The organism is Superficieibacter sp. 1612_C1 (genome assembly GCF_015234305.1).
Taxonomy (GTDB): domain Bacteria; phylum Pseudomonadota; class Gammaproteobacteria; order Enterobacterales; family Enterobacteriaceae; genus Superficieibacter.
The window spans coordinates 134307-148859 of record NZ_JADGMI010000007.1; the positions used below are offsets into that span (position 1 = coordinate 134307).

Annotated in this window: 14 protein-coding genes; 8 read left to right on the forward strand and 6 right to left on the reverse strand. The window is 53.6% G+C overall.

Features of this window, described 5'->3' with window-relative positions; all coding sequences use genetic code 11:
* Positions 1-1044 (reverse strand): selenide, water dikinase SelD, encoded by a 1044-nt coding sequence (gene selD, locus INT84_RS22085; RefSeq protein WP_194208481.1) that lies wholly within the window; start codon positions 1042-1044, stop codon positions 1-3.
* Positions 1045-1160: 116 nt separating this feature from the next.
* Complete coding sequence (locus tag INT84_RS22090) at positions 1161-1712, reverse strand: NAD(P)H nitroreductase (protein WP_194208482.1); 552 nt, start codon at positions 1710-1712, stop codon at positions 1161-1163.
* A 166-nt stretch (positions 1713-1878) separates the two neighbouring features.
* Here INT84_RS22090 and sppA point away from each other — a divergent pair, with 166 nt between their 5' ends.
* From sppA to yajD, 4 genes are all read left to right on the forward strand, one after another.
* The gene (sppA, locus tag INT84_RS22095) at positions 1879-3732 is read left to right on the forward strand and encodes a signal peptide peptidase SppA (RefSeq protein ID WP_176918225.1); all 1854 of its coding nucleotides are present in this window, start codon (positions 1879-1881) and stop codon (positions 3730-3732) included.
* A gap of 53 nt (positions 3733-3785) precedes the next feature.
* On the forward strand, positions 3786-4802 hold the full coding sequence (ansA, locus tag INT84_RS22100; RefSeq protein WP_176918227.1) for an asparaginase: 1017 nt from the start codon (positions 3786-3788) through the stop codon (positions 4800-4802).
* Between the two features lie 10 nt (positions 4803-4812).
* Complete coding sequence (gene pncA / locus INT84_RS22105; RefSeq protein WP_194208483.1) at positions 4813-5454, forward strand: bifunctional nicotinamidase/pyrazinamidase; 642 nt, start codon at positions 4813-4815, stop codon at positions 5452-5454.
* A gap of 69 nt (positions 5455-5523) precedes the next feature.
* A complete protein-coding gene (yajD, locus tag INT84_RS22110; protein ID WP_176918229.1) occupies positions 5524-5868 on the forward strand; it encodes an HNH nuclease YajD in 345 nt (114 codons plus the stop codon).
* A 74-nt stretch (positions 5869-5942) separates the two neighbouring features.
* Here the strand turns inward: yajD and INT84_RS22115 are convergent, their stop codons facing one another.
* Both INT84_RS22115 and msrB read right to left on the reverse strand, forming a co-directional pair.
* On the reverse strand, positions 5943-6218 hold the full coding sequence (locus INT84_RS22115) for a YeaC family protein (protein WP_176918230.1): 276 nt from the start codon (positions 6216-6218) through the stop codon (positions 5943-5945).
* A gap of 42 nt (positions 6219-6260) precedes the next feature.
* The gene (gene msrB / locus INT84_RS22120; RefSeq protein ID WP_194208484.1) at positions 6261-6674 is read right to left on the reverse strand and encodes a peptide-methionine (R)-S-oxide reductase MsrB; all 414 of its coding nucleotides are present in this window, start codon (positions 6672-6674) and stop codon (positions 6261-6263) included.
* A gap of 341 nt (positions 6675-7015) precedes the next feature.
* Between msrB and gapA the strand changes: the two genes are divergently transcribed.
* Both gapA and INT84_RS22130 read left to right on the forward strand, forming a co-directional pair.
* A complete protein-coding gene (gene gapA, locus INT84_RS22125; RefSeq protein WP_194208485.1) occupies positions 7016-8011 on the forward strand; it encodes a glyceraldehyde-3-phosphate dehydrogenase in 996 nt (331 codons plus the stop codon).
* Between the two features lie 76 nt (positions 8012-8087).
* Positions 8088-8972 carry a D-hexose-6-phosphate mutarotase gene (locus INT84_RS22130; RefSeq protein WP_194208486.1) on the forward strand — a complete coding sequence of 295 codons (885 nt, stop codon included), beginning with the start codon at positions 8088-8090 and terminating at the stop codon, positions 8970-8972.
* 122 nt (positions 8973-9094) lie between these two features.
* Here the strand turns inward: INT84_RS22130 and INT84_RS22135 are convergent, their stop codons facing one another.
* Entirely contained in the window at positions 9095-9946 is an 852-nt protein-coding gene (locus tag INT84_RS22135) for an aldo/keto reductase (RefSeq protein ID WP_194208487.1), read from the reverse strand.
* Positions 9947-10040: 94 nt separating this feature from the next.
* On the reverse strand, positions 10041-10790 hold the full coding sequence (locus INT84_RS22140) for a MipA/OmpV family protein (protein ID WP_194208488.1): 750 nt from the start codon (positions 10788-10790) through the stop codon (positions 10041-10043).
* A gap of 431 nt (positions 10791-11221) precedes the next feature.
* On the opposite strand from INT84_RS22140, the gene yeaG reads away from it, so the two are divergent.
* A complete protein-coding gene (gene yeaG / locus INT84_RS22145; RefSeq protein ID WP_176918235.1) occupies positions 11222-13156 on the forward strand; it encodes a protein kinase YeaG in 1935 nt (644 codons plus the stop codon).
* Positions 13157-13265: 109 nt separating this feature from the next.
* Positions 13266-14549, forward strand: coding sequence for a YeaH/YhbH family protein (locus INT84_RS22150; protein ID WP_194208489.1), 1284 nt, complete (start codon positions 13266-13268; stop codon positions 14547-14549).
* Positions 14550-14553: the final 4 nt, after the last annotated feature.

Genomic DNA, 14553 nt, shown 5'->3' on the forward strand with positions numbered 1-14553 from the left:
TTAACGGATCTCGATCATCGGTCGTCCCGCGCGTGCATGCACCAGTTCGCCAATGGCGCTCAGGCTGATGCCAAATTCCGCGGCAGCGGCCTGGACTTCCGCTTCGCCTTCCTCAGTTACCGCCAGCAGCAGGCCGCCGGAGGTTTGCGGATCGCACAGCAGGCTACGCCACGCTTCCGGCATATCGCCCATCAGATGCCCATAGCTGGCATAGTTACGCCCGGTCCCGCCCGGCACCGCGCCCAGCAGGATATACTCTTCCACGCCCGGCAGTTTCGGCACATCTTCAAAGCGGATCTGCGCCTGCACGCCTGCGCCCTGACACATTTCGCTCAGGTGGCCTAACAGGCCGAAACCGGTGACGTCGGTCATCGCTTTTACGCTGTCAAGGTTGGCAAACGCCGCGCCGGCAAGGTTCATCTGGCACATCACTTCAGTCGCCAGTCCCTGATGTTCCGGCTTAAGCAGGGATTTTTTCTCGGCGGTAGTTAACACGCCAATCCCCAGCGGCTTGGTAAGATACAGTTTGCATCCCGCCTGAGCAGTGCTGTTTTTCTTCACGCGCCCGGTCGGCACGATGCCCGTCACCGCCAGCCCAAAAATAGGCTCAGGGGCATCAATAGAGTGGCCGCCTGCGAGAGCAATACCCGCCTGTTTACACGCATGACGCCCGCCTTCGATCACCTCGCGGGCGATTTCCGGAGCCAGTTTCTCAATTGGCCAGCCGAGAATAGCGATGGCCATAATCGGCTTTCCGCCCATGGCAAAAATATCGCTGATGGCGTTGGTGGCGGCAATGCGGCCAAAGTCGAACGGATTATCAACGATCGCCATAAAGAAGTCGGTGGTGCTGATAACGGACGTACCGTTGCCCAAATCATAGACCGCCGCATCATCGCGGGTTTCATTGCCGACAAGCAAGTTGGGGTCGATAAACTTTGCCTGTTCGCTGTGCAGGATCGTCTCCAGCACTTTAGGGGAAATTTTACAACCGCAACCCGCTCCGTGGCTGTATTGCGTTAAACGAATAGCTTGCGCGCTCATGGACCTCTCCTGTCAATGCACTGCCGCTATGGTAGCGCCAGAAGCGGGCAGTGATAAGTACTACTGTCTGAATCACGCTGCTTTCGCTCATAATCCAGACAGTTTTTCCGCTGTTATCAAAAATAACGCACAAACGGCGCGGTATCGGCCATCTCAATGGTGGTCGAGGCTTTTAATTGCGGCGTGCCTAAATAGAGGAAACCGACGATTTTATCCTGCGCGCGACACTCCAGCCCTTCACGCACGACCGGGCTGTCGGTTAACGGACCGCTGCGCCAGATGCCGTTAAATCCTTGCGCCAGCGCCGCCATTTGCATGGCCATCACCGCGCAACCGGAAGACATTTCCTGTTCCCAGCGTGGCACCTTATGGTGCTCCTCGCATTTTGCCACCACCGCGATAATCATCGGGGCACGAAGCGGCGCGTTACGCGCTTTGTCGATGGCTTTTTCGTCCGATCCGGCCTCGATTGCGCCTTTTTCCAGCAGCTCACCGAAGCGCTGACGCGCCTCACCTTCTACAATAAAAAATCGCCACGGTTGCAGCGTACCGTGGTCCGGCGCGCGAATGCCGGCGCGTAAGATATTTTCCAGTTGATCGCCTGCCGGAGCCGGGTCGATCAGCCGTGAAGCACTGCGGCGGTTGACGAGCAGTTCAAGTGCGTCCATTAATTAACTCCTGTTATGTTAATTCTTCACAAAATTAACATGTACAGGCGTTTTGTTACAGCACCGGCGGCGATTCCTGCTGACAAGTGGCGACGGTGTATTTAGGATAGCCACACGATTTTGCCGACACGGCAAATTTTTCATTCTGTTTGGTCAGGGAGATTGCATGCGAACCCTTTGGCGATATATTGCCGGATTTTTTAAGTGGACATGGCGTTTACTGAACTTTGTACGCCAGCTAGTTCTTAATGTGGTGTTTATTTTCCTGCTGCTGGTGTGCGTCGGGATCTGGATGCAGCTCACCAGCGGTCCGGAAGAGAACACCCAGCGCGGCGCGCTGCTGCTGGATATTACCGGTGTTGTTGTCGATAACCCGTCTCCTACCAGTAAACTGAGCGCGGTGACTCGCCAGTTGTTTGGTGCCAACTCCGATCGCCTCCAGGAAAACTCGCTATTTGATATCGTGCATTCCATTCGGCAGGCAAAAGAAGACCGTAATATCACGGGTATTGTGCTGGATTTGAAAAACTTTGCCGGGGCCGATCAGCCGTCGATGCAGTACATCGGTAAAGCCCTGCGCGAGTTCCGCGACAGTGGCAAACCGGTGTATGCCGTTGGCGATAGCTACACGCAGGGCCAGTATTACCTCGCCAGCTTCGCGAACAAAATCTGGCTGTCGCCGCAGGGCACGGTCGATCTGCACGGTTTTGCCACCAACGGCCTGTATTACAAATCGCTGCTGGATAAGCTGAAAGTGTCGACCCACGTGTTCCGCGTCGGCACCTATAAATCCGCAGTAGAGCCGTTTATTCGTGATGATATGTCTCCTGCCGCGCGTGAAGCGGACAGCCGCTGGATTGGCGAACTGTGGCAGAACTATCTCTCTACCATTGCCTCCAATCGAAAAATCACCGCGCAACAGGTATTCCCTGGTGCTCAGGGGGTTCTCGACGGCCTGCGTAAAGCCGGTGGTGATACCGCGAAATACGCGCTGGATAACAAGCTGGTTGATGAGCTGGGCTCCAGCGCCGATATGGAAAAAGCGCTGACCAAACAGTTTGGCTGGAGCGATAAAGACAAAGATTTCAGCGCCATCAGCATGTATGACTATGCGCTGAAAAAACCGGCGCAAGAGGGTGGCAAAATCGCGGTGATCTTCGCTAACGGCGCGATCATGGATGGTGAAGCGACCCAGGGTAACGTAGGCGGCGACACCACCGCCGCGCAGATCCGCGAAGCGCGTCTCGATGCCGATGTGAAAGCCATCGTACTGCGCGTTAACAGCCCTGGCGGCAGCGTCAGCGCTTCAGAAGTCATTCGTTCAGAACTGGCGGCGGCAAAAGCGGCGGGTAAACCGGTGGTGGTTTCCATGGGTGGCATGGCAGCATCCGGCGGTTACTGGATTTCAACACCCGCGAACTATATCGTGGCTAACCCAAGCACGCTGACGGGTTCTATCGGTATCTTCGGCGTGATTAATACTGTAGAAAACAGCCTTGATTCGATTGGCGTCCATACCGATGGCGTGGCTACCTCGCCGCTGGCGGATGTTTCAATTACTAAAAATCTGCCACCGGAAGTTCAGCAGATCATGCAGTTGAGCATCGAAAATGGCTATCAGCGCTTTATTTCGCTGGTTGCCGCGGCCCGTAAGAGTACGCCGGAGCAAATCGATAAGATTGCTCAGGGCCATGTCTGGACCGGTCAGGATGCGAAAAATAACGGTCTGGTCGACAGCCTCGGCGACTTTGACGATGCGGTTGCTAAAGCGGCCGAGCTGGCGAAGCTCAAGCAGTGGCAGCTGGATTATCTGGTGGAAGAGCCGGGCGTCTTCAACATGGTGGTTGATAGTCTGACCGGTTCGGTCCGCGCCATGCTGCCGCAGGCAATGCAGGCGTACCTTCCGGCTCCGCTGGCGGGTGCCGCAAGCGTGGTGAAGGAAGAAAGCGATAAACTCGCGGCCTTCAACGATCCGCAAAACCGCTATGCGTTTTGCTTAACTTGCGCGAATATTCGTTAACCCCTGTCTCCCCTCCGCCTGGCGGAGGGGAGCGTTCCTGATTCAAAGACATCATGCAAAAGAAATCCATTTACGTCGCCTATACCGGCGGCACCATTGGTATGCAGCGCTCCGAGCAGGGCTATATTCCTGTATCTGGTCATCTCCAGCAGCAGCTGTCGCAGATGCCGGAATTCCATCGCCCGGAGATGCCGGATTTTGCCATTCATGAGTACCAGCCGCTGATGGACTCTTCCGATATGACGCCGCAGGACTGGCAGCATATCGCGGAAGATATCCAGGCGAATTACGACCATTACGATGGCTTTGTGATCCTGCACGGCACCGATACCATGGCGTTTACCGCCTCGGCCCTCTCCTTTATGCTGGAGAATCTCGGTAAGCCGGTCATTGTGACAGGGTCACAAATCCCGCTGGCGGAGCTGCGCTCTGACGGACAGATTAATTTGCTGAATGCGTTATACGTTGCCGCGAATTACCCCATCAGTGAAGTGGCGTTGTTTTTTAATAATCGTCTTTATCGCGGTAATCGCACCACGAAAGCGCATGCCGATGGGTTTGATGCGTTTGCCTCGCCTAACCTGGCTCCATTGCTGGAGGCCGGCATCCACATTCGCCGCCTGGGTACACCGCCCTCTCCGCGCGGCACCGGTGAGCTGATTGTTCACCCGATTACTCCCCAGCCTATCGGCGTGGTGACGATATATCCGGGGATTTCTGCCGACGTGGTACGTAACTTTCTGCGACAGCCGGTCAAGGCGTTGATCCTGCGCTCCTACGGCGTAGGTAACGCGCCGCAGAACGCCGAGTTTCTTCAGGAGCTGGCCGACGCCAGCCAGCGTGGTATCGTGGTGATCAATCTTACCCAGTGTATGTCAGGCAAAGTGAATATGGGCGGCTATGCCACCGGAAACGCGCTGGCGCACGCGGGGGTGATCAGCGGGTTTGATATGACGGTCGAAGCCACGCTGACCAAACTTCACTACCTGCTAAGCCAGGGGCTGAGTACTGACGCGATTCGTACCGCCATGATGCAAAATTTGCGTGGTGAGCTGACGCCAGATGAATGAGGAAGGAATCATGAATAAACGCGCACTGTTACTGGTCGATATGCAGAATGATTTTTGCGCGAGCGGCGCGCTGGCCGTGCCGGAAGGCGATAGCACCGTTGATATCGCCAACGTGCTGATTGACTGGTGTCGCAGCCACAGCATCAAAATCGTTGCCTGCCAGGACTGGCATCCGGCGGATCACGGTAGTTTTGCCAGCCAGCACGGCGTCGAGCCTTTTAGCGAAGGCGTGCTGGATGGCATTCCACAGACCTTCTGGCCCGATCACTGCGTTCAGGGGAGCGAAGGCGCAGAGCTGCATCCGCTACTGAAGCGTGACGCAATCGAAGCGGTTTTTCGGAAAGGCCAACATCCGCTGATTGACAGCTACAGTGCCTTTTTCGATAACGAACACCGTCAGCAAACCGGGCTGGATAACTGGCTGCGGGAACATGAGGTTGGCGAAGTAATCGTGATGGGGCTGGCAACGGATTATTGCGTCAAATTTACCGTGCTGGATGCGCTGCAACTGGGTTATCAGGTGAATGTGATTACCGACGGCTGTCGCGCTGTGGATCTGAATGCGCAGGACGGCGCGCACGCGTTTATGGAGATGTCGGTCGCGGGGGCCACGCTCTATACCCTGGCCGACTGGACGGAAACGCAAGGGTAGCATGACTTACCATCCCACTATGATGTTCGCAACACATTGCATCATTATTACTCTGGAAGGCACTGAACTATGGCATTTATCCCTAAAAATTATGCCCGGCTTGAAGTCGGCTATCGCGAGAAAGCGCTGAAGCTTTTTCCCTGGGTCTGTGGACGGTGCTCGCGCGAGTTTGTGTACTCAAATCTCCGTGAGCTGACCGTGCATCATATCGATCACGATCATTCAAATAATCCCGAGGATGGCAGTAACTGGGAGATGCTGTGCCTGTACTGCCACGATCACGAGCACTCGAAATATACTGAGGCCGATCAATATGGCTCCACGGTGGTCGCGGGTGAAGACGCGCAGGATAGCGTGGGTGCAGCGAAATATAACCCGTTCGCCGATCTGAAAGCGATGATGAATAAGAAGTGAGTGTCGTATTCGCCCGATAGCACAGGCTTAGCGGGCGAAAGAGCGAGATCGACGGAAGGCCGCCCCGCTCAGGGTCAGGATTTGAACGTCGCGATCGGTTGCGGCGCAATACCAAACTCTTCTTTTAGCTGCTGCTTGGTTTTCATGACCATCTGACCGCGGGTGTCGATGGTCATATGCTGAGCGTCGGTGTTGTAACGCGCCTGCCACAGCATCACCAGTTGCAGGCTGTTCTCTTTTTGCTCAGGCGTCAGCGCCACACCATCAGGCCATTTGCCTAACTCTACTGCGGTCACCAGACGTTGATACACTTCCGGGGTCATGCTCTCAATAACGTTGTTGAGATCCATGCTGTTGCTCCTGCTGCTGGAATAATTTGCTGAATCGATTTTTCAACCCTTGATTTGTTCGCCATCGCTATCATCGGTAAAGCTCAGGGAAGCCGAGTTAACGCAGAAGCGCTCGCCGGTGGGCTGAGGGCCATCCGGGAAGACGTGGCCGAGGTGCGCGTCGCAGTTTCCACAACGAATTTCAATGCGTTGCATACCGTGCGAGTAGTCATTTAACGAACGCACCGCGTCTTCGCTAACGGGTTCATAGAAGCTCGGCCAGCCGCAGCCGGACTCGTATTTTGACTGAGAATTGAACAACGGCGCGTCGCAGACCAGGCAGTGATAGACCCCTTCGCGTTTATTGTGCAGTAAACGGCCGGTGAACGGCGGTTCGGTGCCATGATTTTGCGTCACATAAAACTGCATTTCGCTCAGCGAATTTTTTAGCGTTTCTGAGGAGGGTTTATTAGCCATTTTCTCACATCTCGCGGTAGTCGCACTTACATTTATAAGCCTATTCTAACAAAACATTAACATCAAGGTCTGGCTATTTGTTCTAAACTTATCCGGTGTGCGGGGCTACCCTGATTATTGTGATGGTGTTCACATTTTTATCCGGCTAGCCCTTTAAAATTCCGGGCGCAGCCCCCATGTGGTTTTCAGCCCAAAGGAAAAGTGGAGCGAGTCAGTCGTCCAAAGGTTAGGCAGAGGATTGATTTGTCGCAATGATTGACACGATTCCGCTTGACGCTGCGTAAGGTTTTTGTAATTTTACAGGCAACCTTTTATTCACTAACAAATAGCTGGTGGAATATATGACTATCAAAGTAGGTATCAACGGTTTTGGCCGTATCGGTCGCATTGTTTTCCGTGCTGCTCAGGAACGTTCTGACATCGAAATCGTTGGCATCAACGATCTCCTGGACGCTGACTACATGGCGTACATGCTGAAATATGACTCCACTCACGGCCGTTTCAACGGTACCGTAGAAGTGAAAGACGGCCATCTGGTTGTTAACGGCAAAACCATCCGTGTTACCGCAGAAAAAGACCCGGCTAACCTGAAATGGAACGAAATCGGTGTTGACGTTGTTGCTGAAGCTACCGGTATCTTCCTGACCGACGAAACTGCTCGTAAGCACATCACTGCTGGCGCTAAAAAAGTCGTTCTGACTGGTCCGTCCAAAGACAACACCCCGATGTTTGTTAAAGGCGCTAACTTTGACAAATACGAAGGTCAGGACATCGTTTCTAACGCATCCTGTACCACCAACTGCCTGGCTCCGCTGGCAAAAGTTATCAACGACAACTTCGGTATCATCGAAGGTCTGATGACCACTGTTCACGCGACCACCGCAACTCAGAAAACCGTTGATGGTCCGTCTCACAAAGACTGGCGCGGCGGCCGTGGCGCTTCCCAGAACATCATCCCGTCCTCTACCGGTGCTGCTAAAGCAGTAGGTAAAGTACTGCCAGAACTGAATGGCAAACTGACTGGTATGGCGTTCCGCGTTCCGACTCCGAACGTATCCGTTGTTGACCTGACCGTTCGTCTGGAAAAAGCGGCTTCTTACGAAGAAATTAAGAAAGCCATCAAAGCGGCTTCCGAAGGCCCGATGAAAGGCGTTCTGGGTTACACCGAAGATGACGTTGTATCTACCGATTTCAACGGCGAAATCTGCACTTCCGTGTTCGATGCCAAAGCCGGTATCGCACTGAACGACAACTTCGTGAAACTGGTTTCCTGGTACGACAACGAAACGGGTTACTCCAACAAAGTTCTGGACCTGATTGCTCACATCTCCAAATAAGTTGAGATGAGACATGATCCCAAAAGAGCGACTTCGGTCGCTCTTTTTTTGTTTTGAAGACAGAGGATTGCGCTTAATGATTAATAAAATTTTTGCTCTACCTGTAATCGAACAGATAACCCCGGTTCTTTCTCAACGTCAGCTCGACGAGCTGGATGTGATCGTTGTTGACCATCCGCAGGTTAAAGCCTCCTTCGCCCTTCAGGGCGCACATCTGCTCTCCTGGAAACCGGCTGGTGAAGAGGAAGTCTTGTGGTTAAGCGGCAACACCCCGTTTAAAAACGGTGTGGCGCTGCGCGGCGGCGTTCCTGTGTGCTGGCCGTGGTTTGGCCCGGCTGAACAAAAAGGTCTGCCCTCCCATGGTTTTGCCCGCAATCTGCCGTGGACGCTAAAGGCACACAATGAAGATGACAATGGCGTAGTGTTGACATTCGAACTTCAGAGCAGCGATGCGACACGCCAGTACTGGCCGCATGATTTCACGCTTTACGCCCGCTATAAGCTGGGTAAAACCTGTGAAATCGAGCTGGAAGCCCATGGCGAGTTTGAAACAACCTCCGCCCTGCATACGTACTTCAACGTTGGCGATATCAGCGCGGTGAAGGTCAGCGGCCTTGGCGATCGCTACATCGATAAAGTGAATGACGCGCAGGAAGGTGTACTGGCGGACGGCGTGCAGACCTTCCCGGATCGCACCGACCGCGTTTACATTAACCCGGAAGCCTGTAGCGTGATCCACGATGCGGCGCTTAACCGCAGTATTGAAGTGATTCATCATCACCATTGCAACGTAGTTGGCTGGAACCCTGGCCCGGCACTATCCGTCAGCATGGGCGATATGCCGGATGACGGCTATAAAACCTTTGTCTGCGTTGAAACGGCGTGCGCTACCGTTAAGCAGAAAGCCAGCGAAGAGAAGCCTTCTCGTCTGGCACAGACTATTCGCGTGGCTAAACGCTGAGTCTGCGTTATTTGTCGGGTGCGGCTTATCCGGCATGATGTATCTAAAAATGGCTACCCACCCGGTAGCCATTTAGCTTTTAGCGTCTTGCTGGTGGCGGCTTCACCTTACCCGACCACATATCAAACCACGTCCAGCGGCATTTTGCGCTGCGGGGCCGGAAACGCGCGGTCCAGCTTTGCCAGCTCATCTGCACTCAGTGTAATATTCAGCGCTTCGGCATTCTCTTTAACGTGCGCCACGCTCGACGCTTTCGGGATCGCCATCACCCCCTGATGACTAATCACCCACGCCAGCAGAATTTGTGCCGCGCTGGCATTATGCGCCTGGGCAATATCCAGCACCGCGTTGTTATTCAGTAATCCGTTACGCAGACGACCGGCCTGTGCCAGCGGACAATAGGCCATCACCGGCAGCGACTGTTGCTGGCACCAGGGCAGCAAATCATATTCGATACCGCGCGAGGCCAGATGATAAAGCACCTGGTTGGTCGCACACTGTTGACCGCCGTCAACCTGCCACAGCTCCTGCATGTCATTGATGTCCAGATTCGACACGCCCCAGCGGGCAATTTTTCCCTGTGCAATCAGCGTTTCCATCACCTCCACCGTTTCCGCCAGCGAATAATTTCCCCGCCAGTGCAGCAGATACAAATCGAGATGATCGGTGCCTAAACGACGCAGGCTGGCTTCACAGGCGGCAATGGCTTTTTTACCCCCCGCGTTCCACGGATAGACTTTTGAGACCAGAAAGACCTTATCGCGAATGCCCTTCAGCGCCTCGCCCACCACCTCTTCCGCACCGCCGTCAGCGTACATTTCAGCGGTATCAATCAGCGTGAGTCCCTGCTCCACGCCAGCACGTAACGCGGCGACTTCAGCCGCGCGCTGGCTTCGGCTCTCTCCCATATACCACGTGCCCTGACCGATTGCCGGCAGCGTGGCCTGATGACTAAAGTGAACGGATTTTGTCATAGCTCCTCCTGAGATTTTTACTGCACCAGCATAATGCAAAACAGGGCATATTCGCCCTGTTTTGTCGCACAACATGCCCTGTTAGTTTGCACTATCAGAAACTGTAGGTTACCCCGGTAGAGAAGAGCCCGGACCAGGATTTATCAACCATCGGGCTGTCGGTCACTTCGTCCGACAGGCGCGTATAGCGTCCGGAGCCGTAGATATTCCAGTTGTCGGTCAGGCTATAGTTAACGGCCAGTTCAACATACGGGTTCCAGCTGTCGTCAGGGTTATAGCCCTTAAGCCCGCTGCGACGAGACTCCTTCCCGGAAACACCATAGTAGTAGTCGTTCTGGTTTTCGCTGCTCCACTCCACCCCGATACCTGGGGTGATATGCAGGCGATCGTTGGTGTAGCGGTAAAGCCATGCCACATCACCGGTGAAGCCATTACTGTTATCCAGCGTATCGCCCGCAAACGTAGTGCGCAGGAAGCCGTATGGCGTTTCATGAATATAGGTCAGCCCCGCCATTACCGTGGAGCGACGGCGATCGAGCTGGCGCAACTGGTTGTTGTCGCTGTCGTGAGGTTTGAAATGCAGCGGCGAATAGTACGCTGTAATGGAGAGTTTATCGGTCTTGTCATTCCACAAATAGTAACCGCCGCCGAGGCCACGGAACCAGAAATCATCGCCCTCATAAGCGACTACCGGTACAGGATAAACATCGTCGTCATATTGCTTGTAGGGGTTTTGTACGACGCCGACACCCGCGCCCACTGTCCAGGGGCCTGCTGCTGCCTGCGCAACGGAAGCCGAAGAAGCAATTAGCACACCCAGTGCCACAAGTTTGAATTTAGTCACAATTCGCTCTTTCCTGTATCAAATTATCCGCTGAAGGAGTGTAACCGCCCTTTACTCACATCCCAAATTATTTACAAGAACCTTACTTAGACAAACGTTTTAGCATGATTGCCGCTAATGACAAAAGGTTTGCATATTCGTGACATCACCATGACGCAAGGCCAATGTTCTTCAGCCTGAAGGAATTTTTTAATGATGAGTTATTGATATGTCATTGAAATTGGGCCTGGCTCGCAGGCAAGTTTTGCAAATGCCATCTACGCTTTATTGAGAAGGTGTATCGCCGGGCACATCGACTTTTGGCCTCCTCTAACTTGGCATAATGGTTGCTGGAGTGTGAATGAGCGTGGCTCAGCCTACCTCTTCCGGGAGCCTCTACTATTCATATGAACGGCTCTTTTACCTGTGCTAAAACGAAAGGACGGCATGCCATGAATATATTCGATCACTACCGCCAGCGTTATGAAGCTGCCAAGGACGAAGAGTTCACATTGCAGGAATTTCTTACTATTTGCCGCCAGGATCGTAGCGCCTACGCCAATGCGGCGGAGCGGCTATTGACGGCAATCGGTGAGCCAGTGATGGTTGATACTGCTCAGGAGCCACGGCTATCTCGTCTCTTTTCGAACCGGGTTATCGCACGCTATCCGGCCTTTGAGGAGTTTTACGGTATGGAAGAGGCCATTGAGCAGATTGTTTCGTACCTGAAACATGCCGCTCAGGGCCTGGAAGAGAAAAAGCAGATCCTCTATCTGCTGGGGCCGGTTGGCGGCGGTAAATCGTCGCTGGCAGAACGACTGAAAGCGCTCATGCAGCGCGTGCCGATCTATGTGCTGAGCGCTGACGGCGAACGCAGCCCGGTTAACGATCATCCGCTGTGTCTGTTTAATCCACAGGAAGACGCGCAAATTCTGGATAAAGAGTACGGCATTCCGCGCCGCTATCTCGGCACGATTATGTCGCCGTGGGCCGCGAAACGCCTGCATGAATTTGGCGGCGATATCACGAAATTCCGCGTGGTAAAAGTGTGGCCTTCCATTCTCGAACAGATTGCGATTGCCAAAACTGAACCTGGCGACGAGAACAACCAGGACATTTCGGCGCTGGTGGGTAAAGTGGACATCCGTAAACTGGAAAACCATGCCCAGAACGATCCTGATGCCTATGGCTATTCCGGGGCGCTGTGCCGGGCTAACCAGGGGATCATGGAGTTCGTCGAAATGTTTAAAGCGCCGATCAAGGTGCTGCACCCCCTGCTGACGGCGACGCAGGAAGGTAACTACAACGGTACAGAGGGGATCTCCGCCCTGCCGTTTAACGGAATTATCCTCGCCCACTCGAACGAATCTGAATGGGTGACGTTCCGTAATAACAAAAACAATGAGGCGTTTCTTGACCGTGTGTACATTGTTAAGGTGCCTTACTGCCTGCGGATTTCTGAAGAGATCAAAATCTACGAGAAACTGCTTAATCACAGTGAGCTGACCCATGCGCCGTGCGCACCGGGTACGCTGGAAACGCTGGCCCGCTTTACCATCCTTTCGCGCCTGAAAGAGCCGGAAAACTCCAGCACCTACTCCAAAATGCGCGTCTATGATGGTGAGAGCCTGAAGGACACCGACCCGAAAGCGAAGTCTTATCAGGAGTACCGGGATTACGCCGGGGTGGACGAGGGCATGAACGGTCTCTCGACCCGTTTCGCCTTTAAAATCCTGTCTCGCGTTTTCAACTTTGATCACGCGGAGGTCGCGGCAAACCCGGTGCATCTTTTCTACGTACTGGAGCAGCAGATCGAACGTGAGCAGTTCCCGCAGGAGCTGGCAGAGCGCTATCTTGAATTCCTGAAAGGGTATCTGATCCCGAAATATGCCGAATTTATCGGCAAAGAGATCCAGACGGCCTATCTGGAATCCTACTCCGAATATGGGCAGAACATTTTCGATCGTTATGTCACGTATGCGGATTTCTGGATCCAGGATCAGGAGTATCGCGATCCCGATACCGGCCAGCTTTTTGATCGTGAATCGCTTAATGCCGAGCTGGAAAAAATCGAGAAGCCTGCCGGGATCAGTAACCCGAAAGACTTCCGTAATGAAATCGTTAACTTCGTACTGCGTGCCAGGGCGAATAACAGCGGACGTAATCCAAACTGGACCAGCTACGAGAAACTGCGCACGGTTATTGAGAAGAAAATGTTCTCTAATACCGAAGAGCTGCTGCCGGTGATCTCGTTTAACGCCAAGACCTCGACCGACGAGCAGAAAAAGCATGACGATTTTGTCGACCGGATGATGGAGAAAGGCTATACCCGTAAACAGGTTCGCCTGTTGTGCGAATGGTATCTGCGGGTACGTAAATCATCATAATACTAACGCCCGGCAGCGTGATGCTCGCCGGGCCTGAATAAAGATGCGATCTCAGGGCCCTGGTTCCTGAGACGCAGCGTGAAGTTGGCAAAAGCAGTACGGGGGGCATATGACCTGGTTCATTGACCGACGACTGAACGGTAAAAATAAGAGCGCGGTGAACCGTCAGCGTTTCTTACGCCGTTATAAAGCACAAATTAAGCAATCTATTTCCGAAGCGATAAACAAGCGCTCGGTGACGGACGTCGATAGCGGCGAATCCGTCTCCATTCCGGCAGGCGATATCAACGAACCGATGTTCCATCAGGGACGTGGCGGCGAGCGGAGCCGCGTGCATCCGGGAAACGACCATTTCGTTCAGAACGATCGCATTGAACGTCCTCAGGGCGGCGGCGGTGGCGGCGGTAGCGGACAAGGCCAGGCAAGTCAGGATGGTGAAGGCCAGGATGAGTTTGTATTTCAGATTTCTAAAGATGAGTACCTGGATCTCCTTTTCGAAGATTTAGCGCTGCCAAACCTGAAGAAAAATCAGCATCGGCAGATGAACGAATATAAAACGCATCGTGCCGGGTATACCTCCAACGGTGTGCCCGCCAACATTAGCGTGGTGCGCTCGCTGCAAAATTCGCTGGCCCGACGGACTGCAATGACGGCAGGCAAACGCCGCGAGCTGCGGGAGCTGGAAGCCAGTCTGGATACGGTGAGTAAAAGCGAACCGGCGCAACTGCTTGAAGAGGAACGGCTGCGTAAAGAGATCGCCGAACTGCGGGCAAAAATTGAACGCGTGCCGTTTATTGACACGTTCGATCTGCGCTACAAGAACTATGAAAAACGTCCGGAACCTTCAAGTCAGGCGGTGATGTTCTGTCTGATGGACGTTTCAGGCTCGATGGATCAGGCCACCAAGGACATGGCGAAGCGGTTTTATATTCTGCTCTATCTGTTCCTGAGCCGAACCTATAAAAACGTCGATGTGGTGTATATTCGCCATCATACCCAGGCGAAAGAAGTCGATGAGCATGAATTTTTCTACTCGCAGGAGACCGGGGGCACCATCGTTTCCAGCGCGCTGAAGCTGATGGATGAGGTAGTGAAAGAGCGTTATGATCCGGCGCAGTGGAACATCTATGCCGCGCAGGCGTCGGACGGCGATAACTGGGCGGATGACTCGCCGCTGTGTCACGAGATCCTGGCGAAGAAAATTCTGCCGATGGTGCGTTACTACAGTTATATCGAGATCACCCGGCGAGCGCATCAAACGCTGTGGCGGGAATATGAACATCTTCAGGCATCGTTTGATAATTTCGCCATTCAGCATATTCGCGAGCAGGAAGATATTTATCCGGTGTTCCGCGAGCTGTTCCATAAGCAAAGCGTCACCTCAAGTGATTAGCGTT

Excerpts from the sequence above, each read along its gene's own strand:
- selD (WP_194208481.1), bottom strand. The coding sequence starts at position 1,044 with ATGAGCGCGCAAGCTATTCGTTTAACGCAATACAGCCACGGAGCGGGT.
- INT84_RS22090 (WP_194208482.1), bottom strand. The coding sequence starts at position 1,712 with ATGGACGCACTTGAACTGCTCGTCAACCGCCGCAGTGCTTCACGGCTG.
- sppA (WP_176918225.1), top strand. The coding sequence starts at position 1,879 with ATGCGAACCCTTTGGCGATATATTGCCGGATTTTTTAAGTGGACATGG.
- ansA (WP_176918227.1), top strand. The coding sequence starts at position 3,786 with ATGCAAAAGAAATCCATTTACGTCGCCTATACCGGCGGCACCATTGGT.
- pncA (WP_194208483.1), top strand. The coding sequence starts at position 4,813 with ATGAATAAACGCGCACTGTTACTGGTCGATATGCAGAATGATTTTTGC.
- yajD (WP_176918229.1), top strand. The coding sequence starts at position 5,524 with ATGGCATTTATCCCTAAAAATTATGCCCGGCTTGAAGTCGGCTATCGC.
- INT84_RS22115 (WP_176918230.1), bottom strand. The coding sequence starts at position 6,218 with ATGGATCTCAACAACGTTATTGAGAGCATGACCCCGGAAGTGTATCAA.
- msrB (WP_194208484.1), bottom strand. The coding sequence starts at position 6,674 with ATGGCTAATAAACCCTCCTCAGAAACGCTAAAAAATTCGCTGAGCGAA.
- gapA (WP_194208485.1), top strand. The coding sequence starts at position 7,016 with ATGACTATCAAAGTAGGTATCAACGGTTTTGGCCGTATCGGTCGCATT.
- INT84_RS22130 (WP_194208486.1), top strand. The coding sequence starts at position 8,088 with ATGATTAATAAAATTTTTGCTCTACCTGTAATCGAACAGATAACCCCG.
- INT84_RS22135 (WP_194208487.1), bottom strand. The coding sequence starts at position 9,946 with ATGACAAAATCCGTTCACTTTAGTCATCAGGCCACGCTGCCGGCAATC.
- yeaG (WP_176918235.1), top strand. The coding sequence starts at position 11,222 with ATGAATATATTCGATCACTACCGCCAGCGTTATGAAGCTGCCAAGGAC.
- INT84_RS22150 (WP_194208489.1), top strand. The coding sequence starts at position 13,266 with ATGACCTGGTTCATTGACCGACGACTGAACGGTAAAAATAAGAGCGCG.